The 22,440-nt window shown below is 57.2% G+C and carries 19 protein-coding genes; 4 read left to right on the top strand and 15 right to left on the bottom strand.

Annotated features, from left to right (window positions below):
- The first annotated feature begins 1 nt into the window (after position 1).
- Genes ES815_RS04705 through ES815_RS04695 form a run of 3 tightly spaced genes read left to right on the top strand, consistent with a single transcriptional unit; the run spans position 2 to position 3,935 of the window.
- Complete coding sequence (locus tag ES815_RS04705; RefSeq protein WP_142486835.1) at positions 2–1,555, top strand: xanthine permease; 1,554 nt, start codon at positions 2–4, stop codon at positions 1,553–1,555.
- Positions 1,552–2,499 (top strand): carbamate kinase family protein, encoded by a 948-nt coding sequence (locus ES815_RS04700; protein WP_142486834.1) that lies wholly within the window; start codon positions 1,552–1,554, stop codon positions 2,497–2,499. Before ES815_RS04705 ends, ES815_RS04700 begins: the two co-directional genes overlap by 4 nt.
- 47 nt (positions 2,500–2,546) lie before the next feature.
- On the top strand, positions 2,547–3,935 hold the full coding sequence (locus ES815_RS04695; protein ID WP_142486833.1) for an amidohydrolase family protein: 1,389 nt from the start codon (positions 2,547–2,549) through the stop codon (positions 3,933–3,935).
- Between the two features lie 95 nt (positions 3,936–4,030).
- Here ES815_RS04695 and ES815_RS04690 read toward each other — a convergent pair whose 3' ends face one another.
- Entirely contained in the window at positions 4,031–4,633 is a 603-nt protein-coding gene (locus tag ES815_RS04690) for a short chain dehydrogenase (RefSeq protein WP_142486832.1), read from the bottom strand.
- 97 nt (positions 4,634–4,730) lie between these two features.
- On the opposite strand from ES815_RS04690, the gene ES815_RS04685 reads away from it, so the two are divergent.
- Positions 4,731–5,612 (top strand): LysR family transcriptional regulator, encoded by an 882-nt coding sequence (locus ES815_RS04685; RefSeq protein WP_142486831.1) that lies wholly within the window; start codon positions 4,731–4,733, stop codon positions 5,610–5,612.
- Between the two features lie 104 nt (positions 5,613–5,716).
- On the opposite strand, the gene ES815_RS04680 is transcribed toward ES815_RS04685, so the two are convergent.
- The 14 genes from ES815_RS04680 to ES815_RS04615 all read right to left on the bottom strand — a co-directional run bounded on the left by ES815_RS04680 (position 5,717) and on the right by ES815_RS04615 (position 22,334).
- Positions 5,717–6,277, bottom strand: a complete 561-nt coding sequence (locus ES815_RS04680; protein ID WP_142486830.1) for an Ail/Lom family outer membrane beta-barrel protein — start codon at positions 6,275–6,277, stop codon at positions 5,717–5,719.
- A 214-nt stretch (positions 6,278–6,491) separates the two neighbouring features.
- A complete protein-coding gene (locus tag ES815_RS04675) occupies positions 6,492–6,827 on the bottom strand; it encodes a hypothetical protein (protein ID WP_142486829.1) in 336 nt (111 codons plus the stop codon).
- A gap of 129 nt (positions 6,828–6,956) precedes the next feature.
- Entirely contained in the window at positions 6,957–7,214 is a 258-nt protein-coding gene (locus ES815_RS04670; RefSeq protein WP_260609658.1) for a hypothetical protein, read from the bottom strand.
- Between the two features lie 15 nt (positions 7,215–7,229).
- The gene (locus tag ES815_RS04665; RefSeq protein WP_221888531.1) at positions 7,230–7,895 is read right to left on the bottom strand and encodes an SMI1/KNR4 family protein; all 666 of its coding nucleotides are present in this window, start codon (positions 7,893–7,895) and stop codon (positions 7,230–7,232) included.
- A 374-nt stretch (positions 7,896–8,269) separates the two neighbouring features.
- Positions 8,270–8,731, bottom strand: a complete 462-nt coding sequence (locus tag ES815_RS04655) for a hypothetical protein (protein WP_142486828.1) — start codon at positions 8,729–8,731, stop codon at positions 8,270–8,272.
- A 98-nt stretch (positions 8,732–8,829) separates the two neighbouring features.
- Complete coding sequence (locus tag ES815_RS24120; RefSeq protein WP_409518830.1) at positions 8,830–8,937, bottom strand: hypothetical protein; 108 nt, start codon at positions 8,935–8,937, stop codon at positions 8,830–8,832.
- 186 nt (positions 8,938–9,123) lie between these two features.
- Positions 9,124–9,543 carry an SMI1/KNR4 family protein gene (locus ES815_RS04650; protein ID WP_142486827.1) on the bottom strand — a complete coding sequence of 140 codons (420 nt, stop codon included), beginning with the start codon at positions 9,541–9,543 and terminating at the stop codon, positions 9,124–9,126.
- A gap of 226 nt (positions 9,544–9,769) precedes the next feature.
- Positions 9,770–10,015 (bottom strand): hypothetical protein, encoded by a 246-nt coding sequence (locus tag ES815_RS04645; RefSeq protein WP_142486826.1) that lies wholly within the window; start codon positions 10,013–10,015, stop codon positions 9,770–9,772.
- 98 nt (positions 10,016–10,113) lie between these two features.
- The gene (locus ES815_RS04640) at positions 10,114–10,344 is read right to left on the bottom strand and encodes a DUF6966 domain-containing protein (RefSeq protein WP_142486825.1); all 231 of its coding nucleotides are present in this window, start codon (positions 10,342–10,344) and stop codon (positions 10,114–10,116) included.
- 124 nt (positions 10,345–10,468) lie between these two features.
- A complete protein-coding gene (locus ES815_RS04635; protein ID WP_142486824.1) occupies positions 10,469–10,951 on the bottom strand; it encodes a hypothetical protein in 483 nt (160 codons plus the stop codon).
- A 293-nt stretch (positions 10,952–11,244) separates the two neighbouring features.
- Positions 11,245–11,577, bottom strand: a complete 333-nt coding sequence (locus ES815_RS04630; protein WP_142486823.1) for an immunity protein YezG family protein — start codon at positions 11,575–11,577, stop codon at positions 11,245–11,247.
- The gene (locus ES815_RS04625; protein WP_142486822.1) at positions 11,574–20,171 is read right to left on the bottom strand and encodes a hemagglutinin repeat-containing protein; all 8,598 of its coding nucleotides are present in this window, start codon (positions 20,169–20,171) and stop codon (positions 11,574–11,576) included. The genes ES815_RS04630 and ES815_RS04625 overlap by 4 nt, the downstream gene beginning before the upstream one ends.
- Complete coding sequence (locus ES815_RS04620) at positions 20,164–20,712, bottom strand: toxin-activating lysine-acyltransferase (RefSeq protein ID WP_142486821.1); 549 nt, start codon at positions 20,710–20,712, stop codon at positions 20,164–20,166. The genes ES815_RS04625 and ES815_RS04620 overlap by 8 nt, the downstream gene beginning before the upstream one ends.
- Complete coding sequence (locus ES815_RS04615) at positions 20,712–22,334, bottom strand: ShlB/FhaC/HecB family hemolysin secretion/activation protein (protein WP_185902411.1); 1,623 nt, start codon at positions 22,332–22,334, stop codon at positions 20,712–20,714. Before ES815_RS04615 ends, ES815_RS04620 begins: the two co-directional genes overlap by 1 nt.
- Positions 22,335–22,440 lie beyond the last annotated feature (106 nt).

The raw sequence follows: 22,440 nt of genomic DNA, 5'->3' as shown, positions 1-22,440 counted from the left end.
CATGAAAAGCATGAAACTGGAGTGGAAAAGAGGTGACTGGGCGGCGTACTTCGGGTTGATGACCAACAACCTGACGAACCTGCTGACCATGATGGGGCTGCTCATTTTTGTCGTCGGCATCCCGAAAGAGATTGTTTATGGACGTATTGCGCCGGCCTTCGGGCTGGCGGTACTGGTGGCGAGCGTCTGCTACGCGTGGTTCGGTTTACAGATGGCGCGCCAGACCGGGCGTAACGACGTCACCGCACTGCCGTCGGGGCCGAGCGCCCCGTCGATCTTCACCGTGACCTTCCTGGTGCTGATGCCGGTCTATCAGCAGACCGGCGATGCGGATTTCGCCATCCAGATTGGTCTGGTGTGGTGCTTCGTGGAGGCGATGATCCTCGCGGGCGGTTCCTTCCTCGGCGAAACCATCCGCAAGATGATCCCGCGTACCGTGCTGCTGTCGTGCCTGTCCGGTCTGGGTCTGCTGCTGCTGGCAATGAACCCGATGCTCCAGGCCTTCGAAGCGCCGACGGTCTCCTTCATCGTGCTGCTGCTGATCTTCATCAACTGGTTTGGTAAAAAGCCGATCTTCGCCCGCATCCCGACCGGTCTGCTGCTGCTGATCGCCGGTACCGCGCTGGCGTGGATCTCCGGCCTGCAAAGCCCGGAAGCGATCAAAGCCTCGATGTCCTCCTTCGGTTTCAACCCGCCGGAAGTGCATATCGACAGCTTTATGCAGGGTCTGCCGCACGCGCTGCCGTATCTGGCGTCTGCGGTTCCGCTGGGGCTGGCGAACTACATCTTTGACCTTGAGAACATCGAAAGCGCCCACGCGGCGGGGGATGAGTACCCGACCCGCAAGGTGATGCTGGCTAACGGTCTGGCCTCGATGCTCGGCTGCCTGATGGGCAACCCGTTCCCGGTGACGGTCTACGTCGGCCACGCGGGCTGGAAAGCGATGGGGGCGAGCATCGGCTATACGCTGGCCTCCGGCGTGACCATGTTCATCGTGCCGCTGTTCGGGCTGGGGGCCTTTATGCTCGCCATCATTCCAATGACCGCCATCGTGCCGATTCTGGTCTTTATCGGCGTGGTCACCGCCAACCAGGTGGTGAGGGAAACGCCCAAAGTGGAGGTGCCCGTCATCTTTATCTGCCTGTTCCCGTGGATCGCCAACTGGGCGCTGACCATGATGAACAGCGTGATGGGGGCGGCGGGAACCAACGCGGCGAAAATCGGTACCGACGTGCTGCACAGCAAAGGGATTTACTACGAAGGGCTGATGCACCTCGGCAACGGCGCACCGCTCGCCAGCATGCTGTGGGGCTGTATCGCCATCTTCGCCATCATCAATAAACCGCTGCGCGGTGCGGTCGCTGCCGCCGTCGGGGCGCTGCTGGCCCTGTTCGGGGTGATCCACGCCCCGGTGGTCGGCTTCGCCGAGGGCAGCTCGCTGACCTTCGTGCTGGCCTACCTGATGATGAGCGGCATGTTTGTGGTGAAGCATTTTCTCGATAGCCGCGAAGCCGCGAGCGTTGAACCAGCCCCTGTTGCGAAGGAAAACGTATGAAAGAACTCATGGTCGTCGCCATCGGTGGCAACAGCATTATCAAAGATAACGCCAGCCAGTCGATTGAGCACCAGGCGCAGGCGGTGAAAGCGGTCGCGGACTCGGTGCTGGAGATGCTGGCCTCCGACTATGACATCGTCCTCACCCACGGCAACGGCCCCCAGGTGGGGCTGGATCTGCGCCGGGCGGAGATCGCTCACGAGCGGGAAGGGCTGCCCCTGACCCCGCTGGCGAACTGCGTGGCCGACACTCAGGGCGGGATCGGCTACCTGATCCAGCAGGCGCTGAACAACCGTCTCGCCGCCCGCGGCGAGCAGAAGGCGGTGACGGTGGTGACTCAGGTTGAAGTGGACCAGAACGACCCGGGCTTTACCCATCCCACTAAACCGATTGGCGCTTTCTTCAGCGAGGCCCAGCGTGATGAGCTACAGCGCGCCCATCCCGACTGGCATTTCGTTGAGGATTCTGGCCGCGGATACCGCCGCGTGGTGGCCTCGCCGCAGCCGGTGCGCATCGTCGAAGCCGACGCTATCAAGGCGCTGACGCAAAAAGGCTTCGTGGTGATTGGCGCGGGCGGCGGCGGCATTCCGGTGGTGCGTACCGCACAGGGCGACTACCAGAGCGTGGATGCGGTGATCGACAAAGATCTCTCCACCGCGCTGCTGGCCCGCGAGATCCACGCCAACGTGCTGGTGATCACCACCGGCGTGGAGAAAGTGTGCATCCACTTCGGCAAGCCCAACCAGCAGGCGCTGGAGACGGTGAGCGTGGCGCAGATGACGCGCTACATGGAAGAGGGCCACTTCCCGGCGGGAAGCATGCTGCCAAAAATCGTTGCCAGCCTGGAATTCCTGCACCACGGCGGCACGCGGGTGATCATCACCTCGCCGGACTGCCTGCCTGCGGCGCTGCGTGGCGAGACGGGTACCCATATTGTGGCCTAACCCCGGCGGGCTTCCAGCCCGCCGCGAGACAATACAAGGACAAGACAATGAGTGAGAATAAAAGCCGCCGGGAGTTTCTCAGCCAGAGCGGCAAAATCGCCACCGCTGCCACCGCCTGTGCGCTGTTTGGCGCTACCGGCTCCGTCGCGTATGCTGCTGACACAGCGAAACCGACCTGCGAGACGGGCAAACCGATGAACATCACCGCCACCCACTACTATCTGGATAACGTGCTGCTGGAGGCCGGGTTTAACTTTGACGGCGACGTGGCCGTCAGCACCCGCACCGAGCTGAAAACCCTGGAGATCAAGGACGGCAAAATCGCCGCCCTGCTGGATAACAACCGCCACGCCGACGCCACGCTGCCGCACTACGATGGCGGCGGCAAGCTGCTGCTCCCGGCGATGCGCGACATGCACATCCATCTGGATAAGACCTTTTACGGCGGTCCGTGGCGCTCCCTGAATCGCCCGGCGGGGACCACCATTCAGGACATGATCCGCCTCGAGCAAAAGCTGCTTCCGGAGCTGCAACCTTACACTCAGGAGCGGGCGGAAAAGCTGATCGACCTGATCCAGTCGAAGGGCTCCACCATCGCCCGCAGCCACTGCAACATCGAGCCCACCTCCGGGCTGAAAAACCTTGAGAATTTACAGGCGGTGCTGGCGCGGCGCAAACCTGGATTCGACTGCGAGATTGTCGCTTTCCCGCAGCACGGCCTGTTGCTGTCGAACTCGGAAAAGCTGATGCGTGAGGCGATGCAGGCCGGGGCGCACTATGTCGGCGGCCTGGATCCCACCAGCGTCGACGGCGCGATGGAGAAATCCCTCGACCTGATGTTCCAGATTGCGCTGGATTACGACAAAGGGGTGGATATCCACCTGCACGAAACCAGCCCGGCGGGCGTGGCTGCGGTGAACTACATGGTGCAAACCGTGGAGAAAACGCCGGAGCTGAAGGGCAAACTGACCATCAGCCACGCCTTTGCCCTGGCGACGCTCAGCGAGCAGGAAGTGGATGCCCTGGCCCCGCGCATGGCGGCGCAGCAGATCACCATCGCCTCTACCGTGCCGATCGGCACCCTGCATATGCCGCTCAAGCAGCTGCGCGATAAAGGGGTGTTTGTGATTACCGGCACCGACAGCGTGATCGACCACTGGTCGCCGTATGGCCTGGGGGACATGCTGGAAAAAGCCAATCTGTATGCCCAGCTCTATATCCGCCCGAACGAGCAGACGCTGTCCCGCGCGTTAGGTATTGCTACCGGCGACGTGCTGCCGCTGAACGACAAAGGCGAGCGCGTGTGGCCGAAAGCGCAGGATGCCGCCAGCTTTGTGCTTGTGGACGCCTCCTGCTCCGCCGAAGCGGTGGCGCGCATTTCCCCGCGCACCGCGACCTTCCATAACGGCAACCTGGTGTGGGGGACGGTGGGCTGATGTTGTGCCGGGTGGCGGCTACGCCTTATCCGGCCTGGGGTTCGCGATTTTTGTAGGCCGGGTAAGCGAAGCGCCACCCGGCAATTGCAAACGACTCAATACCCCACCTTATAGACCCGCCCGCTCTGCACCCCTTCCACGCTGCGGCGATAGGCCTGGGCAACGGTGGCGGCGGGCACGCTTTCGAAGCCCGGGAAGAAACCGTCGTAGGCTTCGGCCGATTCGGTAAGCACCGTCGGGCTAATCAGGTTGATCCGAATTCCACGCGGCAATTCGCACGCTGCGGCGCGGACAAAGCCCTCCAGCGCGGCATTGACCGTGGTGGCATTCACCCCCTGGGCAATCGGCTCGTGGGCCACAATGCCGCTGATCAGGGTTATCGACCCGCCTTCATTCAGATAGTGCTGCCCGGTCAGCGCCAGCCGCACCTGGCCCAGCAATTTATCCTGTAGCCCCTGGTTGAACTGGCTGTCGGTCATGGTCGACAGCGGGCCAAAGTGCAGCCCGCCGCTGGCGGAGACAATGGCATCAACCGGGCCGATCTTCTCGAACAGCGCCTGCACGCTGGCCTGCGAGGTGATATCCACCTGATGATCGCCTTTTGTGCGACCCACGCGAATGACTTCATGACGACGACTCAACTCTTCTGTGACTGCCTGACCGACCGTACCGCTGGCACCAATAATGACGATTTTCATAGCCGACTCCTCTGTGTGTGAGCCTTGATTGTTTAACAAACCGAAGAGCGGATAAACTGGGCTAAAGTTAGATCATTATTAACCAGAGGTTTGTAATATGGATAAGCTTCGCGGCATGGAAACCTTTATCGCGGTGGTGGAGAGCGGCAGCTTTACCGGTGCCGCCGCCCGGCTGGAGATGTCGGCGGTGATGGTCGGGAAGTATATCGCCTGGCTGGAGGCGCAGCTCGGCACCCGGCTGCTGGAGCGCAATACCCGCCGCCAGAGCCTGACCGACGCCGGGCGGGTCTGGTTTGAGGAGGCAAAGCGGGTTATCGAGCAGGTCGCCATCGCCGAACGTTCGGTGGAGCGTCTGCGTACCGCACCCGCGGGCACGCTGCGGGTGACCGCGCCCACCTCATTCGGCGGGTGCGTGATTGCCCCGCTGACCGCCACCTTTTTGCAGCGTTTCCCGGAGGTGCGCGTCGAGCTGGATCTTACTAACCGGATGGTCGATCTGGTGGAGGAGGGGGTGGATCTGGCTATCCGCATTGGCGATATCCACACCGGGGATCTGGTGGCGAAATACCTCTGTCCTTACCGGATGGTGATCTGCGCCGCGCCGGACTATTTAGCCCGTCACGGCACGCCGCAAACGCCGGACGATCTGGTGGAGCATCTTTGTCTCTCCCACACCGTCTGGACCGCGCGCAACGAGTGGCGGCTGCCGGGTGTGGAGGGGGAGGTGCGCTGGAAGCGCGATGCGATCTTGCGCTGTAACGACGGGTATGGGCTGCGGATGGCGGCGATTGCCGGGGCGGGATTGCTGTTACAACCGGAGGTGCTGGTGGCGGACGAGCTGGCGAATGGTCGGCTGATACGTGTTTTGGAAAGTTACACGCCACAACCCCGACCGGTGCATCTTTTATGGCGTCAGGATCTGCGGCCGCTGCCGAAGTTAACCCAGTTTATCGCCCATATTATGCAGGCCGGGGAATAGTGCGGTCTGTAATGCCCGGCGGCGCTGCGCTTGCCGGGCCTACAAAACCCTCGGACCGTAGGCCGGGTAAGGCGTAGCCGCCACCCGGCATCAGGGCGCACCAATCAGAAGCTGTAACCCACACCCAGGTTCCAGCCGTTGATCCCGTAGTCATCGCCCAGGTCGGCAGTGGTACCTTCGTAACCGACGTGGATCGCCAGATCAGGCGTTGCGTTGAACTGTACGCCCGCGCCGTAGGCGAAAGAGGTCGATTTCTCATCGATGCCGTTGCGCTCGGTATAGTTGTCGCCGCCGTTCACCCAGGTGGTGTGGCCGTCTGCTTTCACGCGAGCAACGCCGCCCAGCGCATACAGGGAAACGAATTCATTAAGGCGATACGCCGGGCCTGCCATCAGGGAGTAATATTTCACTTCGATGTGATTTTTAATGGAGTCGGAAGCGAGATAATAATGCTCGTCCTGATCGCCGCTCATATAGGTAAATGAACCCACCAGGCTTACCGGGGAATCCCACTCGTAGCGATACTGAACGTTCACGCCGCGGATATTTTTAAAGTCTTCAACGTTACTCTGCGCATAACCCACCGAAACGGTGTGATTATCCGCCAGAGCAGCGCCGCTTGCCAGACTCGCCGCAACGCATACTGCCAGGGTAATTTTTTTCATTTTCCGTAATCCTTGTTGTCATTTTTTATGTGTAATGCCATATATCCCCAGCCATCAGGCTGGAGATATTCCACTGCAAATTAAGGCGATAAAATTGTTGGTTGTTTTGGCAGGCGATGAAATAGGGAATAATCTTAAAGGCCAGAATAGTCCTGGAATTTGCCTCCCCTATATTGGTAGGGTGTTGCGCTTAGTCGTCACATTTTATTGTCTACTAATCGCCGTATTTAAAATCAATCGTGATTCTGAGCGTTTCAACATCGACCGTTATTTCACAGGCGTGCCAGAACGCGGGCTGTTGTGATGAGATGTTATCAACAAAAAATTTCCTCAACTCAACCAGAAGGCCCAGCAAATCAGCATTGGCCTGTGCGCCTGCAGTAAACCAGTTTGTCTCACCTGAGGTGCTGTCCACATAATCAAACTCACATTTGCAGTGGTCATCTTCGGGCGACAGCTCAGCGCGCGCGATGATTTTTGCGGCGTTATCGGGCGCTGCGGCTATTAAGACCGAGCCAATATCATTATAAATAGCCTGGGATTCGCGCATATTTTCTCGCCCTTACTTCGTCATAGTTGAACACTTAATTACATTTTCCAGTGGGGGCTTTGAGCGGCCCGCACTCATCGAAGCCCAGCACCATATATCCTTTATCCTGCATGCAGGCTTCCACTTTTTCTACCCGGGCAAATATTGCTTTGTGGTCTTCCCCGGATAGCTACTGCCTCTGCCCCATGCTGGACTGTCTACATCGATATTTTTATCGACGCCGCAGGCATAAAGATCGGCTTTACGCTGTACCCGATCGGTATGGCCCATTGTTGCGGGCTTCTGGAACGTCCAGGAGTAGGGAAAGGCGGTGTGGTTGGTAGAGTCCATATCGGCCACCACGCAGCCACTCAGTAAAAAAACGATGCCAGGAATAAGACGTCTCATTTGCAATTCCCGGTATTAATCCCTGTCAATTAACCTTAGCTGGATGTTGCTACCATCGGGAACATCTCTTATTTGCAATGCAATATTGGCTCTTGCTTTCATTGCTACTGCCGATTTTTCTAAGTAAAGGTTATCAGGCTCATACTCGCCACCCGCAACAAACGGAATTTTGGGAACCAGGCGATAACCCGCAGGTATTGAACCATACTTTTTCTGCCATGCGTTTGCCAGTGGGTAGCCCGTTAATATCTCATAGTCTTCAAGTATTTGTTTACACCATTCATTGATATCAGGCGCAAGGTAATCAAAAGAGCCTGTCTCTGGATCGAACGTGTATATGCCATCTTGTTTTATACAAAATTGACCGCCAAAAACATCTTCAGCAAAGAAAATGGCGTTATGAGCAAGATCATCGTAACAATCAATCCATAACCTATGGTCATTCCAGTCAATTACGCCGATCTCTTCCCCATCTGTCTCTAAAGGGAAAACATGCAAGGCTGACTCAAAACCATAAAAGCCGTTTCTGTTGTTTAATAAAGCCGTTAAATCATCAATCAGCGGGTAATTATGAAAGCCTGAGGTTAGTTTATGCCCCTTGCATGATGAAATATCACCACTGCAAACGGATAAGAGTTTTTCCAAATACATAGTCATTTTAGTTCTCATATTTAAAGTCAATGTTAATCCTGAGTGTTTCAACGTTTACCGTTACCTCACAGCCCCGCCAGAAGGGCTTTTCGAGTGATTGAACGTTATCAACAAAAAAATTCCTCAGTTCGACCAAAAGATCTAAAAGTCTTGCACTGGCATCTGCTGTATCAGTGACCCAATGCTGGTGACCCTGTTTATCGACATAGTCATAAGTAAACTCACCGCAGTATCAGGCGCGATCGAGAGCAATCCTGAACCAATGTCATTATAAATATCCTGGGATTGACGCATCATTCCTCCTGAAAGATAAATTAACTCAAATGAGGCAATATTTATGCCCGTAATCTCTATACACCAATCCGGGCTAAAGTTTGATAAAAACCGTTACAAATAATGGTTTTTTAATTTTTAATCAACGTTGCGTGACACAGGTGATTATGCTCCGTGTACTGAAGATGTACTGAGTGGTTGCCGTAATCATACTTTGACCAGCCATTGATCCAGCCAAGGAGCATGTCGACTTTACCTTCGCCAGACAAAGTGGGTTTTCCAGACAATTTTGTAATAAATGCCCTGTCCATCCCTCCTTTAATTCCGGGGATAAAATTGCCTGTAAATGGTGAATATCCATCTTCATTGCCAAAGTAAAAATGAATATGATTTAAGCAGCCTTTCCGAAACCCCATCTCGATACCAGACTGATAAAATTTATAGTGCTTCGTTTTTCCATCGGGATCGTTATATTCGCCAGCATCAGCTGATATAACCGGGGATTCACCGATAGCATGACACAGGTTGATAACTTCAACAGAATTTTCCCTTTTACCAAGAACATCTATAAAATGAGCCCATTCCACTGTCATTTTGTAACTCCTGTCTGGTGTGTACTTCTCAACAATAATATAACCTGGTTGTTAAAGAACAAATTCATAGAAACTACTTACAAAAGCGGGATTTTTATTCAGGAAAGAAGGTTAGACAGGTCGCGTCTGAGCTGAGCGAGTTCATCGTTTTCATCCATCAAAACCTTTCCGTTTCTGTACGATACGAGATCGTTCAGAGATCCCATGCCGCCATAGAAACTTAGAAAAATGTATTTTATTTCATCACAGTCGACGCGTTTTTCAGGTAATGTCCAGGGTATGAGGGCAATACCAGGACCCTGGCGTTTTTGGAGCACCGCTTCTACAGGTGTTCCAAAAATCATCTTTTATGGCTACAGGGTTTTCCAGATAAATATTTACCTTGACTTACCTTAGTTGCCATCGATCCAGACATCTTTCACCCAGGCGGCTAAATCAGGCCATTGCTCTTCACTAGCACCATCGCCAGTCCAATATTGGACACGACCTTGTTGGTCTAAACAATAATAACTACCGTTATCTTCACATATGGGCAGCCACGATTCAGGCACGCCAAGTTCTTTCGCATCATTTATAGCCGTTAACAACTCGCCATAGAATTTTTTGTCTTCTGTGACAGATAATAGTTCGATTGTTCCATAATAGATATTGCCAACTTCCTTAAGAAGTTTCTTGTAGTCAGGTGAAAAAGAAAAGCCTGTTTCTCCTTCATATTTAGAAATAATATCATCATCCGGTAAAGGAATATTACTTCTCTCGTTCCCGGACACTACCTTTAACTCTTCAATAACGTCATTCAGGTTATTAGCCATACCGTCACCTGTTAAAATTGTTTGCTCGCTGCTCCCCGGCCCCCAATTTTTCCATCTTGTTATAGAACCAGTAACCCATCATTATTTCCCTTTACCCAGGGATATTTGCTCCCTTTATGGAACACGGCAGTATAGCAGGATAAAGACTACTACCAATATTTAAGCCCGTAATCGCTTTACATCGATCCGGACTAAAATTTGAAAAAAGATTATAAATCAGGACGTTCTAATTTTTAATCAACGTTTCGTGACACAGATGATTATGCTCTGTGTACTGAAGATGCACTGAGTGGTTGCCGTAATCATACTTTGACCATCCATTGATCCATCCAGGGAGCATGTCGACTTTGCCTTCGCCAGCATCAGCTGATATAACCGGGGTTTCACCGATAGCCTGACACAGGTTGATAACTTCAACAGAATTTTCCATTTTACCAAGAACATCTATAAAATGAGCCCATTTCACTGTCATTTTATGACTCCTGTCAGGCGTGTACTTCTCAACAATAATATAACCTGGTTGTTAAAGAATAAATTCATAGAAACTACTTACGAAAGCGGGATTTTTGCTCAGGAAAGAAGGTTAAACAGGTCGCGTCTGAGCTGAGCGAGTTCATCGTTTTCATCCATCAAAACCTTTCCGTTTCTGTACAGTACGAGATCGTTCAGAGAGCCCATGCCACCATAGAAATTTAGAAAAATGTGTTTGGTATCATCAGGATCAAGCTCATATTTTTTAGCCAGTTTAAAAATACTAGCTGACCATTCGGCATAACCACCTAATTCTAATAAAGTAGCCATACATTGCATTTTATCTACGATTAGAGTCGTTTTCTCGATAGTCACTTTACCGTCTTAATCCCCGTATTTTCAGAGCTTTTAAGTTCATAACATAGATACTGCAGATTTTTCCCCCACAATAAAGTCAATTCTGCGTATCGGAAAGTGTTTTAACAAAGTCATTATAGGCTTCATGAAGATGATAAAAATAAGCATCGGGCTCATTTTTAACAACCTCGAATCGTGCTAACAATTTAGTGAATAGCCCTTCGGGAAGGGGATAAGGTGTGGCTTCGTTTTTATCACAACAAAAATAAAAAAACGACTTTTCAAGTTCCGGGATAGAAAGTCTTTCCGCCTGGCTATAAAGATACTGATACGCGAAATTCCATTCACTAGACAGTAGTAAGAAATCAAGTGCGGCTGATTTTAGTTCATCATTGACCTGGGACTGCTGCAAAAAACTCTGGCAATACTTTAGCGCTGTGGGTTGATCATCCACGAGCAGCATGCCCAGATATTCCAGAGCATCATCATTCGGATCGTTAAATGAATTGGATTCGACATAGCCATTTGATTGGTAACAATCTAATCCTGCCCGTAGTTGGTCAAGTGATTTGTTTGTCATTAAAATTAAAGCCTCCTGTCTTCACTATATATAATCGTTTCGTTCCATCTGGCAATATTTTTTCAGGGAGCGGCAAAACTTTTCATCATCCCGGTTGCGCCATCGGGACAGATGGAAGTCTCGCCAGTGAATTCAAGGGAAATAACCATATCAGCGATAACCCGAATCAGACAATCTATGTAAATATCAGATCCTTTCTTCGACTACTTTTAATGAAAAACAAAGGTTTTTATATAAATTTAGTGGTTTGTGAAATGAATGGACAATTTAATCGCCCATTCATTGAAGGTAAATTAATCATTATAGGAGAAGTTAATATTTATTTTCCCTTCAGGTATGTCAATGATTATCTCACAGTTTGTCCATGCAGGCTTACCATTAGTCATATTATTTTGCAGGTGAAAATCCCGCATTCTCACTAACAGCAATCTCAGATCGTAACTGGCTAACTTGTCAGGAACAAACCAGTCTTCATGATCGTCTTGATCAATATAATCATATTCATACTCGCAGGATTCGCCATCCAGCGCTAATTTAGCGCGAGTGATAATCTTCTTAGCATTAGCTGGCCCTGCATCAGACAGTAACTGGCCAATTTTATTATGCAGATCGTCTAGTTCTTTCATTTTATCCCTCCAGGTGAGTTGCTGATATCTTTGATAACAGGACGACCTCCATCAATAGAGTAAATTACGTTAAAGCTGTCAGGGCGGTTATTCGTTCCTGTGTATACCGGCTCGATTTTAACTTGTACTTTTTTACCATTTCTCAGTTCATTAGCCCATAGATTTTCCATCTTTTTCCATTCACGTTTGTTAAGGCTGCCATCCATAGGAACTAGATTGAGCTTCTCACCTGGGCCATTAAAGATACTGGCAATTAAATGACCACCCTCATCACCTTCGAGGCCACATTTACCAGCCTTACATTGTTGATAAGTATTACGATCGCTTTTAGACAAGGAGAGTGTGCTTTCGACGCTCACTGTCCTACCTTGCGCATCTGTTTTAAAGGTATGAGCATCACCAAACTTGTAAACTTCATTTGGTTTTGGATTATTTAGCTCTTTGCTCCAGTTACCTTTACTGCCCGCAACGTAGGTAATCTCATCACTGGCCTGGTTAATCAGCTTAGACGCCGCTTCCAGATCGCCTGCTTTAAGCGCCTTTTCCGCACCCTTAATGGCTTTGCCCGCAACATCCCCTGCGCCAGGAATGATGCCAATCGTTGCAGCCAGATAATCAAGCGCACTGTGCGCTTCCGCAAAGCTCTTAATGTCACCCACGACCGGGACAAAATCTACGCCAAACAACGCCATATCCTTCAGCGCTTCCCGACGCTCGGTATACATTTTAACCGCGCAGGCTTCGGCGCTCATCCCGGCACAGTTTTCGCGCTTATAGCGTTCATTTTCGGCCTTCACCTGCTCTTCGGCCACCTGCGCGGTGGTTTTACCCTCCTGCAGTGCCGCGACGATGTCGCCAACGGAGTTATTCTCAACCGTCGTTTTACCCGCCTGTGCCCCGGTAACAGTGGAAGCTGAGCTGTCGCCCACCAGCCCACCGGATAAGCCTGCCGCCAGCGTCGCCAGCGCAGAAACCGTCTGCTTCTGCGTTTCATCCAGCTTATCGGCAGATTTGCCGTACATCTCGAGGGCAATCATCCCCACCAGCTCGCCCGTGGCGGCTCCGGCGGCACCCGCCAGCGCGTTTTGCCCCTGGGCGGCGGCCAGCGCGGCGTTGACCACCGCGTGGGCGGCAACTTTGCCCTCGTTGCTCAACCCGCTGCGGTGCCCAATGACATACGCCAGGTACGGTGCAGCACCGCCCGCGAGGGCCGCGCTGAGATCGCTCCCGGCCAGCCCCTGAACCGCCGCCGTCGCCGCCTGAATCGCCCGCTGATACTCCCCGCCGGTGCCAAAGCCGGAGGCATTCATCGCATCGTTCCAGGCCGTCTGGTAGATCTGGCCGTTAATATCTTCCAGCGTCGCGGTTTTGCCCGGGTTGGCTTTCTCCCACGCGGCTTTCGCCTCCTGCAGATCCTGCGCGTTGACGTTTTTAAGCTTCTCTTTCGCCGCGTTGGTGGCGCGGATGCTGCCCTCGGTGCGGGCAATATCCGCCACCTGATTACCAATCTCGCCAATCAGCTGCGCCTGCTGGAGTCGCTCCTGCTCTTTCTCTTTGTCGAAGATAGGGGAGAGCGTCTGGTTGGCGTGCTCCACGTCGCGGCTGAGCTGGTTAATATCCTGCACCTGACGAGTCGGGTCGCGGACGATCAGCGTACCGTCCGATACCGCTGCGTGCGTGGTGCTGCTGTCATGTCCGTCGCGGTTGGCGCCCACCAGCAGGCCGTTGGCCATGTTGCCAGCAAACTGGCTGCCGATGCTGCCCCCGGTGCTTATGCCCACGCTCTGGTGTTCCACTTCGAAATCGGCGCGGTTTTCAATATCGCTGAAGCCGATGGTGCCGGTATCGAGACGGTTTTTATCGGCGGTCGCCGTCGAGCCAATCACCGCTCCGTTGAGCTGGGTATGCTCGCCCACGGTCACGTCATAGCCGCCTTTGCCCGCGAAGATCCCGGTCTGCTCCACCACCGAGTCGTAGTTGCTGTGCATCTTGTCGCGGCTGAGGTTGACGCTGGCCGAGCCGGTCATGGTGCCGATACTGAAGCTCCCGCCCGCGCTGGCGTTCTGCTGTTTTGAGTCGTAGCGATCGCTGTCCTGCTCGGAGGTGAGCGTCAGGTTGCGGCCAATGTCCGCTTTCACGGTTTCGCCGCTCACCTGCGCCCCGGTCAGGGTGGCGTCACGTCCGGTCAGGAGATTCACCTGACGGCCCGCATCCACGGTGGTCTCGCTGTGGGTGGTGCCGTTGCCGCTCTCGTTGCCTTTGCCGCGGTTGACGCTGGCGGAGATGTTGATGCCCGCTCCGCCGGAGCCGTATCCGATGCCAACCCCGACGCTGCCGCCCTTGCTCTCGTTTTTACCGTCCAGCAGCTGGGTGTTTTGCGCCGAGCGCAGGTACAGATCGCGGTTGGCGGCAAGCGTGATATCGTTGCCCGCCTTCAGCTGGCTGCCTTCCACGGTCAGATCCCCATCCGCGCCGCGCGCGCCGCTGCCGGTGGCGATCACGCTGAGATCGCGCCCGGCGTTGAGGGTGCTGCCCTGAGCGGTGTTCTGCTCGCTGTACTGGGTCGATTTCGACGACTGGCTGCCGTAAGAGAGGCTAATGCCCACCGTGTTGGTGTTTGATTCGTCTGCGCCCAGCGCCTGGTCCATCCGTGCGGCCTGGGCGGCCTGCACGCCGGAGAGCGCCGCCTTCACGCCCTGCAATGCCTGCAGGCGGCCGCTGCCGGAGGATTTCGCCTGCTGCGAGGCCTCGACGGCGCTGTTCAACGCGCTGCCAACGGTACCGGAGAGCGCCAGCGTCAGCCCGGAGGTTTTCTGCTCCACCTCGTGGGTCTGCTGGCTGCGGTTGTTCACCGCCGTGATGTCAACGTCTTTACCCGTGAGCGCTATGTCCTGACCGGCCACCAGATCGGAGCCGCTCACCGTCAGGCGATCTCCCGCCCGCAGGGTCAGGTCGCCGTCAACGCTGCCGACGGTGCTGCCCGCCTGGGTGGCGTCCGCGCCGGTGTCGGTGGTTTTGATACTCTGGGTGCCGACGCTAAAGCCGATCCCGCCCGAGCTTAACAGCCCCGATTTTTTCTCCTGCTTCTGGTGCAGCTCGGTATTGCGCTCGGCCTGGGTCTCCACGGTCAGGTTGTTGCCTGCCAGCAGGGTGACGTCATTGCTGCCCGCCACGTTGCTGCCGCGCACGGTGAGATCGTTTCCGGCGGTGAGGTTAACGGTGTTGCCGTTCAGCTCGCTGCTCTGCACCGTCTGACGGTCAATCTGGTCGCGGGTGGTGGTGGTGGTTTTCGACAGCCAGCCGTTACCGCCCACCACTTTATGCCGTTCGTCCAGATCCTGAGTGTTTTCGCCTGCCGTCAGGGTCAGGTTATTCCCGGCGCTGACGTTAAGCGCCTCGCCGGCGGAGAGGGCGGCGGCGCGGGCGTTGAGATCGTTCCCGGCGGCAAGGGTGACGTCGCCTTTGCCCGTCACTTCGCTGCCGACGCTGGTTGTCTGCCCCTGTTTCAGGCTGTTGTCGGCGTCCCACACCAGGTTATCGCGGCTGGCGGTTTCCACCGTGTTCAGGGTCATATCCCGCCCGGCCACCAGCTGCGCTTTGCCGTTCTCGCCGCTGGCGATCACCTGCGCCCCGGTCAGGGTCATATCCCGCCCGGACTGCAGGGCCAACTTACCGTCGTCGCCCTGCACGTAAATGCCGGAGACGCTGTCGATGGTGGTGCGGGCGAAGCTGTTCTCGCCGTTAACGCTGTCGGCGCTGGTGGTGGTGCTGATGAGATTGATGTCGCGTCCGGCGCTGGCCAGCACGCTGCCGTCGCCCACGATGGCACCGCCAAGGTTGTTGATATCGGTGCGGGCGTTCAGGTTGACGTCCGCCCCCTGAAGGGTGCCGGTCTGGTTGGTGATGTTGTCGGCATCCAGCTGCAGGACTTTGCGCCCGGCAATCGTCCCGCGGTTAAACAGGTCGCCGTTAAGCTTGATGGAGACATTGTTGCCGGCAATCAGCGCCCCGGAGCCGTCGATATCCCCCTGTTTTACTTTGGCGTAGACCTGCGGCACCAGCACGTTCTCCATCGAGCCGTCCGGCATCTTCACCCGGGTGTTAACCAGCCAGACGATATCCCCGGTCAGGAGCGCCATCTGCTCCGGCGTCAGCGCCACGCCGATCTTCAGGTCGTACTGCTTGCCGAAGGTAATGCCGCGATCCATCAGCGCCTTGTACTGCTCTTCGTCGTTGTTGTAGCCGTCCAGATAGCGCTGGCCGGTAATGCCAATCACCTGCTCGCGGATCAGGCGCTGCTCGTAATAGCCATCCCCCAGCCGTTTCTGCGTGTTGTCGCCATTGGCGGTAAAGGCGTCCTGCATATAGTCGCTGCCGAGCCACTGGCGCTCGTTGGTAAAGCGCGGGTCGGTCTCCACCAGGTACGGCACGTCCGCCGATGGGTTCACCTTGAACAGGCTGTTGTCCGGCAGGGTGGTATTCGGGCCGATAATGCGGATCGCGCCGTCGGCCGGGGTCACTTCAAACTGCTGTCCGGCCGGCGGGGTCACCGGCTCGCCCGGCGAAACGGTCTGCTGCGGCGCGGGTTTCACCCCCGCGGCCAGTCCAATGGTGACGTCCGTTCCCTGCAACACCAGCGGGGTGATGCTGAGGTTGCTCCCCTCAACGCTGCCGTTGCCGATCAGCTGGCCCGGTTTCAGGGCGATATCCTGAATGGTGGTTGGCGGGGTATATGCCGTGCGATCGCGCCCCTGTTCATCATCGCCTTTGTGGCGAATACGGTAGTAGTGGGTGACGGTGCCCTCATCGGTGGTGTAACGCTTGCCGGGCACGTCCTCGTTCTTCACGCTGCCCATCTGGTCAATCGCCAGCGTGCCGCCTGCGATAACCTGGCTCTTGTCGTTAAACAGTTTGTCGCCCGTCATCAGCAGGTTGCCGCCGGCGAGGATCTTCGCCGGGTCGCTCTCTTTAATGCGCGTTTCGTCAATCGTGCGGGTGTAGTCGTACTGGTTGAAATTGTCGTTATTGGCGCCGGTATCTTCTGGCGTATTCAGGTTACGCAGCCCGTCCGAGGAGTTGCCATCCACCCAGACGCCTTTCTCCGTTGAGCTCCAGCGGTTGGTGGAACCGGAGTGCTGATAGTCGGTAAGATCTTCCTGCGACACCCGCACCACCTCGGTGGAGAAGTGGTCGTTGATGTTGTTGATCTGCCCGGCGGCAATCGCCATATCCCCGGCGGACTCAATGGTCGAGCTGTGGTTGTTAAGGGTTCCTGCGCGACCGGTGACGGCGCCGTTGTCGTCCAGCGCCCCGCCAATGGTCATGCTGCCGGCGCTGTAGATCAGGCCGTGGTCGGCGTTATTCAGGGTCTGCACGCCGAGGTTCACGCGCTCGCGCCCGGCCAGCGTCGCCGCGGTGCCGTTTTCGGCGAGGTTGTTGAAGGTATCCACATTTACCCCCACCGCATCGCCGTAGATCCGCCCGGTGCCGGTGTTGGTCAGGGTGTTGGCGTTGATGCGGGTGGCGATCCCGTCGATCAGGCCGGTATTGTGCACCGTGCCGGTGGCCGTCAGGGTGGTGCTGCCGGCGTTGATTTCGCCGCTGGCAAGGTTGGTCAGGTTGACGGTCTGCACGTCGAGGGCGCTGCCCGCCATCAGCTGGCCGCTGTTGGTCAGATCGCCATCGGTGGTGAAGGTCAGGTTGCCGTTGGCGATCGTAGTGCCGGTGTTGTTCACGCTGCCCGTGCTGTGGAGATCCATATCCCCCAGCGACAGTAGCTGGCCGCTGGCATCCAGGAACGCCGCGTCTACGCTCAGGGTTTTACCCGCTTTCAGGGTGCCGCCCGCGTTGACCAGGTTCAGCTCGTTGCCGCTGAGATCCAGCGTGCCGCCGGAGGCCACCGCCCCGGCGCTGTTGTTCAGCACGCCGCCGTTATCAATATTCAGCGTGTCGTTCGCCAGTATACTGCCGCGCTGGTTATCCAGGGCACCGGTGTTCAGCGCCAGGCTCTGGCCCTCCAGCCCCTGATTTTCACCGAGCGTGTCGCGGTTAATAAAGTTCAGGGCATTGAGGGTCACGTTTTTGCCGCTGCGGATCAGCCCCGAGACGTTATCCAGCACGCCCTGGGCGCTGTCGAGGAGCAGATCGCCCACCGACTGGATCTGCCCGCCGCCGTTTTGCAGGTTAGTGGTATGCAGGGCGGTATCGGCCTCGCCAATCACCCGTCCGCCGCTGCGGTTATCCAGGTTCGTGGCCGCGACATCCGCCGCACCGCTGGCCGCCAGGGTGCCCGCCTGGTTATTAATGCGTCCTGCCGAGAGGTTCAGCGCCCCCAGGCTGTTAAGGGTGCCATCGCGGTTATCGAGCGCGCCGGAGGTGACGTTCACGCCATCGCCCTGCAGCACGCCTTTATTATTGATGAGCTGCGTGGTGGTCAGGGAGAGGCTCTCTGACGCCGCCAGCTGCCCGGCGGTATTGTTCAGCGTGTCGCCGCTGAAGGCGAGGCTATTCCCGGAGAAGGTGGTGCCCTGGCTGTTATCCAGCAGGCCGCCGCTCAGGGTCATGGCCCCGACCGATTTCAGCGCGCCGCCGTTATTGCTGAGCGTGTCGAAACCGGCGGTCAACGTGCGGTTCGCGCCGATCTGGCCGTCGCTGTTGTCGATAGCGCCCGCGTTAAGGTTAAAATCGCCGTCGCTCGCCAGGAAGCCGCTCTGGTTGTTCAGCGCGCCGCTCTCAAAACTAAGGGAGCCCTGAGAGAGCAGGGAGCCGGAACGGTTATCAAACGCGCCGCCGTTCAGGGCCAGGGTAGCGCCGTCGGCGACAATCACCCCCTGCTGGTTGTCGAGGCTTCCGGCGCTGATGCGCTGAGTTTTCGCCGCCTCAATGCGCCCTTTGGCGTTATTCACCGCCTGGTGGCTTTGGATCTCGCCGTCGCCCGCAGCGGCAGAGATCAACCCCTGCTGGTTGTTGAGCGCCCCGGTCTCCAGCCGGGTGTTGCCCGCCACCGCCACGATCTGCCCGGCGGTGTTGTCGATTTTGTCAGCCTTGAGTCGCACGCCGTTGGCCGCGCCAATCTGTCCCTGCTGGTTATCTATATTGCCCGGCAGGTCTACCGCCAGTTCGCCGCTGCCGCTGTGGGCGATTTTGCCTTGCTGGTTACTGAGGTCGTGGGCGCTGAGGTTCATCGTCTCCGCGCTCAGCGTCCCCCCGGCGTTGTTGAGCATCTTACCGCTGCGGACGGTCAGTTCACTGGCGCTGACCTTCGCGCTGGCGGTGCTCACATCCCCCGCGCCGCCGTCCAGCAGAACACGTTTAGCCTGGGTCTGGCTGCCGCTGACGTCCACCCCCTGGCCGCGGGCGCTGAGATTACCGCCCGCCAGGGTTTGCCCGTGGGCGCTCAGCTGGCCGCTGGTGCTGATTTCCAGATCCCCCGCGTCGGCGAGCTTGCCGTCGCTCTTCACCCCGGCGGCCAGCACGCTCTGCTGGCTCCCGGTGAGGCTGGCCGCGTTGACCCGGACGTCCCTGGCGGCGGTGATTACGCCGCTGTTGTGAAGCTCGCTGGCGGTTTGCAGGCGGGCGCTGTCGCCCGCGCGCAGGGTGCCGCTGTTCTCGATACGCCCGTCGGCAGAGAGGGTCACGCTGCCCGCCTGAGCGCCGATGGCCCCGGCGTTACGCACCCCGACGCCGGTCTCGGTGCCGACCATGCGGATTTTGCCTGCGTACATGCCGCCGAGGCTGGCCACGTCCACCGCCAGCTGCGGGCGAGTGGCGGGATCGTCGCTGCCTTTTTCGATCGCCTCGTGGGCGGCATCCACCTTGTTGCGCCCGGTGGTGACCTTCAGATCGTTAGCCCACAGCCCGGCGTTAACCTTCACCGAGCGGGCAATAATATCGGTGTAATCCGCGCCGGAGGTGTCCATTCCCGCGCCCTCGACCACCACTTCGCCGCGCTCGACGTTAAAGCCGGTCAGCGCGCCGTCTTTCATCTGCGGCTGGCCGGTGGTGAGGGTGGCGCGGTTGGCGTTAATAAAGCCGCAGCCGCTACAGGTAATGCCCGACGGGTTGGCGATCACCACCTGGGCTTTTTTCCCCGCCACTTCGATCATGCCGTTCAGCTTGCTCGGGTCGCGGGAGCTCACCTCGTTGAGGATCACTTTGGCTTCGCCTTTCGCCAGCCACGGGTTGCCCGCCACCATGCCGCCGATATTGGTCTGCACGTTTTTGTGGGAGTTGTTGAGGATCGCCCCTTTGTTGTCCACGTCAAACTGGGTGTAGTTGTTACGTGACACCCCGGCTGCGGACGGGGTCTGGATATTGACCTGCGGCGTGCCGTTGGCGCTGTTGATGACCGTGGGCTGCTGGTTTTTTGGCGCACCGGCGTCCGCCACGATAGTGGCCTGCGCCGTCTGCACGGCCCCCATCGCCAGCCACAGGCTCAGGCTGATGGCGCTCACCTTGCCGATAAGCTGGCCGTGGGTATGGCCGATGCCGGAAGAACGGGACGAACCGGCGCGGCCGGAGCGGGCGATATCCGCCACCACCATCAGCATGCCGCGCGCTTTGTTAAAGACAATTCGGTACAGGTTCTTATTCATGGTTCGTTCCTTTAAACGCTTCCGGCAGGCTTACGGTGAGCGGGTGATTCTGTTGCCACTCTCTGGCGTGTTGACGGCTGACGTGGCTGCCGTGGAACAGCATCACGCGCTTGCCACGCTGCGCGCCGCGGTGATAAAGCGCGCGGCAGACGTGGTCGGGGAAGATATCGCGGCGCATCAGGTTGTACATCGCGGGGGTATGGCCGAAGGGGGCGATCCAGTCGCAGAACCAGATCCGATCCCCGCTGTCCCAGTCCTCTTCTCTCATCTCGATGGCCGGGCGGGTGAGGTAGCGGGCTTCCGCCTCCTCGTTCAGCCAGGCCCAGCTGAGGAAAAAGATCGGCCGGTCGTTTTCGCTCACCAGCACGTACTGCTGGCGCTTAATGATGGGCAGCAGCAGGGTGGGGAGGGCGTGCAGCGGGGCATCCCGGTGCATCGGGGAGTGCATCCACAGCCAGACGGTGGCCCCCAGCACTTCGGCCTCGCTCTCCTGCCCGCCGAGGATCAGCGGCGCTTTGATATCCAGATGTCCGACGCGCATCACCAGCTCCAGTTCAGGTTAAAGCCGAGCGTGAGATCACTGGTTTCAAAGCCGTCCGGCTTCGAGAACGGCGTTCCGGCGAACAGGTCGTAGCCGGTGTTAAAGGCGTTGCCGCGCAGGCCCGCCACGCCGCCCGCCAGGTGTTTACCCACCTGCAGATCCGAGCTGTAGCCGCCCACTTCGCCGTAGTCGGCACCCAGATAGAACTCCTGATTTGGCAGCGGCGTGCGCCAGGCCAGATCGTTACGCACGTACCAGCCGTGGCTGGCGCTCAGGGTGCGCTCGCCGTCAAAGCCGCGCACCGTCCAGCGGTTGCCGATGGCGAACTGATCCTGCGGCGTCAGCGGCGTGTTGCTGATCTGGCGCAGGTACTGCACGTTGTAGCGGAAGTTCTGCGTGCCGATGGCAAACGGCAGGTCGAGCTGGGCGCTGAGCTGGGTAATTTTGCTCAGGGCAGTAGCATCGCCCCAGTACTCTTCCGGCGCAGGCTGGGCACCAAACCAGCGCGTGCCGCGCTGATAGCTGATGCCTGCATCCAGCGTCGCCTGGCCGATGTAGTGGCGGTGATCCAGCCCGATGCGCCAGCCCGCGGTCTGACGGCGCTGGACGCCCACTTCCGTATCGTCGATAAAGTTGCGGGTCTCCCGCGCCAGCACGTCGTAGCTGAAGGTGGTTTTTTGCGAGCCGCTGCGGTGCAGCACGCGGCTTAGCTGAATGTCGAGGTTTTTGCTTTTACCGCTGTAGCGATAATCCTCGTTCAGGCCGGCGACGGTCTGGTGGTAGTCGTAGTCGCTGCCGGTGATGCCCAGCATCCAGTAGCCAAAGGGCACCGAGTAGTGGGCGGTGTAGTTTTTGCTGCCTTTGCCGCCCTTGTCGTTCAGATCGTGGCTGGCAGAGACATACAGCAGGTCGCTCAGGGAGAAGGGGTTATCCAGCGACAGGGTCACGCCGCCCTGGTAGCGCCCGGTGGTTTCGGTCCCGGCATCGTCCAGCGACAGGCCGATACGCCACATTTTGCTCTGTTTGCGGGCGATCACCACATCGCTCTCGCCCGGGTTTTCCCCCGGCAACAGCTCCATGCTGGCCTCCACCGTCGGCAGACGTTGCAGGTTTTCCAGCCCCTGTTCAATATCGCGCAGATCCAGCAGGTTCCCCTCGTGGGCCGGGAAAGCGCTGTAGAGCTGGATATAGTCGTCGCTCTCTTCGGTCAGCTTCACGTGGCGGATGGTGCCCGGTACGATGGCGAGTTTCAGCGTCCCGCTCTTCAGATCCTGAGACGGGGCCAGCACGCGGGTGGTGATCCAGCCGTGGTCGACGATGCGGTTCTGCATTGTACTCATCAGCAGATTGATCCCTTTGCCGCCCAGACAGCGCCCCTGGGCCTGGTCCGCAATACGCTGGAGCGGTAGCCAGTGGGGCAGGGCCTCCTCGCCGCTCAGCTCGACGCGGTTAATCGGGAAGCAGGGGGATTCCGTCGGAAAAGCAATTTTGCCAAAGCCGGATGAGGGCTCAGAAAGACGCACATCGGGAACGGGCGGGGTTAATTGCTGCTCCAGTGCTCTCTGGCGCTGCTGCTGAATAATAAATTGATTATCCGGCTCTGCCGCCTGGGCAGGGAACATTAAGGACAGGCCAGCGGCTGACGTTATTATCAGGGCGATATTGTGTGGGGCTTTCATCGGCAGATCCGTGCTGTGTAAGCAAAATGAATACAATGTGAATTTGTGT

It is taken from the genome of Leclercia adecarboxylata (assembly GCF_006874705.1).
GTDB lineage: Bacteria > Pseudomonadota > Gammaproteobacteria > Enterobacterales > Enterobacteriaceae > Enterobacter > Enterobacter adecarboxylatus_C.
This window is presented reverse-complemented; position numbering and strand designations above follow the sequence as displayed.

Bases quoted from the DNA above. Each gene is read 5' to 3' on its own strand.
- ES815_RS04625 (WP_142486822.1), bottom strand. From the start codon at position 20,171: ATGAATAAGAACCTGTACCGAATTGTCTTTAACAAAGCGCGCGGCATG.
- ES815_RS04650 (WP_142486827.1), bottom strand. From the start codon at position 9,543: ATGGCTAATAACCTGAATGACGTTATTGAAGAGTTAAAGGTAGTGTCC.
- ES815_RS04620 (WP_142486821.1), bottom strand. From the start codon at position 20,712: ATGCGCGTCGGACATCTGGATATCAAAGCGCCGCTGATCCTCGGCGGG.
- ES815_RS04695 (WP_142486833.1), top strand. From the start codon at position 2,547: ATGAGTGAGAATAAAAGCCGCCGGGAGTTTCTCAGCCAGAGCGGCAAA.
- ES815_RS04640 (WP_142486825.1), bottom strand. From the start codon at position 10,344: ATGGCTACTTTATTAGAATTAGGTGGTTATGCCGAATGGTCAGCTAGT.
- ES815_RS04645 (WP_142486826.1), bottom strand. From the start codon at position 10,015: ATGACAGTGAAATGGGCTCATTTTATAGATGTTCTTGGTAAAATGGAA.
- ES815_RS04705 (WP_142486835.1), top strand. From the start codon at position 2: ATGAAAAGCATGAAACTGGAGTGGAAAAGAGGTGACTGGGCGGCGTAC.
- ES815_RS04675 (WP_142486829.1), bottom strand. From the start codon at position 6,827: ATGCGCGAATCCCAGGCTATTTATAATGATATTGGCTCGGTCTTAATA.
- ES815_RS04615 (WP_185902411.1), bottom strand. From the start codon at position 22,334: ATGTTCCCTGCCCAGGCGGCAGAGCCGGATAATCAATTTATTATTCAG.
- ES815_RS04690 (WP_142486832.1), bottom strand. From the start codon at position 4,633: ATGAAAATCGTCATTATTGGTGCCAGCGGTACGGTCGGTCAGGCAGTC.
- ES815_RS04630 (WP_142486823.1), bottom strand. From the start codon at position 11,577: ATGAAAGAACTAGACGATCTGCATAATAAAATTGGCCAGTTACTGTCT.
- ES815_RS04670 (WP_260609658.1), bottom strand. From the start codon at position 7,214: ATGAGACGTCTTATTCCTGGCATCGTTTTTTTACTGAGTGGCTGCGTG.
- ES815_RS04655 (WP_142486828.1), bottom strand. From the start codon at position 8,731: ATGACAGTGGAATGGGCTCATTTTATAGATGTTCTTGGTAAAAGGGAA.
- ES815_RS04635 (WP_142486824.1), bottom strand. From the start codon at position 10,951: ATGACAAACAAATCACTTGACCAACTACGGGCAGGATTAGATTGTTAC.
- ES815_RS04685 (WP_142486831.1), top strand. From the start codon at position 4,731: ATGGATAAGCTTCGCGGCATGGAAACCTTTATCGCGGTGGTGGAGAGC.
- ES815_RS24120 (WP_409518830.1), bottom strand. From the start codon at position 8,937: ATGGGATCTCTGAACGATCTCGTATCGTACAGAAACGGAAAGGTTTTG.
- ES815_RS04700 (WP_142486834.1), top strand. From the start codon at position 1,552: ATGAAAGAACTCATGGTCGTCGCCATCGGTGGCAACAGCATTATCAAA.
- ES815_RS04680 (WP_142486830.1), bottom strand. From the start codon at position 6,277: ATGAAAAAAATTACCCTGGCAGTATGCGTTGCGGCGAGTCTGGCAAGC.